General features: G+C 76.0%; 1 protein-coding gene. It reads left to right on the top strand.

The genetic code is table 11. From position 1 onward, the window contains the following. Positions 1-101 precede the first annotated feature (101 nt). On the top strand, positions 102-824 hold the full coding sequence (gene mtnN, locus PROKR_RS10585; protein ID WP_036962945.1) for a 5'-methylthioadenosine/S-adenosylhomocysteine nucleosidase: 723 nt from the start codon (positions 102-104) through the stop codon (positions 822-824). Positions 825-906 lie beyond the last annotated feature (82 nt).

The following is a 906-nucleotide window of genomic DNA, read 5'->3' as shown; positions in this document are numbered from 1 at the left end:
CGGCCGCCCTGGAGGCCGCCGCGCGGGACGCAGCGGCAGGCACGCACCGGCCGGGCTCGCCGCTGCCGCTGGGCTCGGTCGAGGCCGAGGGGAAGTAGCGGGTGGCTGGTTCTGTCGCTGATCGGCCCGTCGCCGTCGTGCTCGTCGCCATGGACGACGAGGCCGCGCCGTTCCTCGCGCTGGCGTCCGAGGTCGGTAAGCCGGAGCGGGTCGGCTTCGCCGACGAGCGCCGGATCGTGCTCGCCGGGCAGCCGGTCGTGCTGGTGCGCACCGGTATCGGGTTCGTCAACGCGGCGTCCGCGGGCGTGGCCGCGATCCTGCGGTTCGGCGCGGGCGTGCCCCTGATCAGCGCGGGCAGTGCCGGCGGGCTCGCCAAGGACGTCGCCGTGGGCGACGTGGTCCTGGGCGCCCGCCTCCTGAACGCGGACGCCGACGCGCGCGCCTTCGGCTACGTGCTCGGCCAGGTACCCGGCATGCCGGAGGCGTACGACGCCGCGCCCGCGATTGCCGACGCCGTCCGCCGCGCCGCGGTCGGCATCGCCGACCTCGAGGTGCGCGAGGGCGCGATCGGGTCCGCCGAGAAGTTCGTGACGGCGGACCTGGCGGTCACGCTCCGCGCCGACTTCCCGGACATGCTCGCCGTCGACATGGAGTCCGCGGCGCTGGCGCAGCTCTGCCACAACTTCGGCGCGCAGTTCGTGTCCGTGCGGGGTGTCTCGGACCTGTGCGCCCCCGACGGCACGGAGTTCCTCACCCACGTGGACGACGCCGCACAGCGTTCGGCGCGGCTGGTCACGGCCGCGATCGGGCTGCTCGGGGGCTGAGGGCGGGGGCGCGCCGGGCAGGAGTGGCGTCGGTCTCGCGGGCGCTCGCCCGTAGCTGCGCCACGGCGTGGCCGATGAGCGC

The sequence above is a fragment of the Promicromonospora kroppenstedtii DSM 19349 genome (assembly GCF_000515355.1).
Lineage (GTDB): Bacteria > Actinomycetota > Actinomycetes > Actinomycetales > Cellulomonadaceae > Promicromonospora > Promicromonospora kroppenstedtii.
Note: the sequence above shows the minus strand (reverse complement) of the source record. Positions and strands in the feature narration are given on the sequence as shown.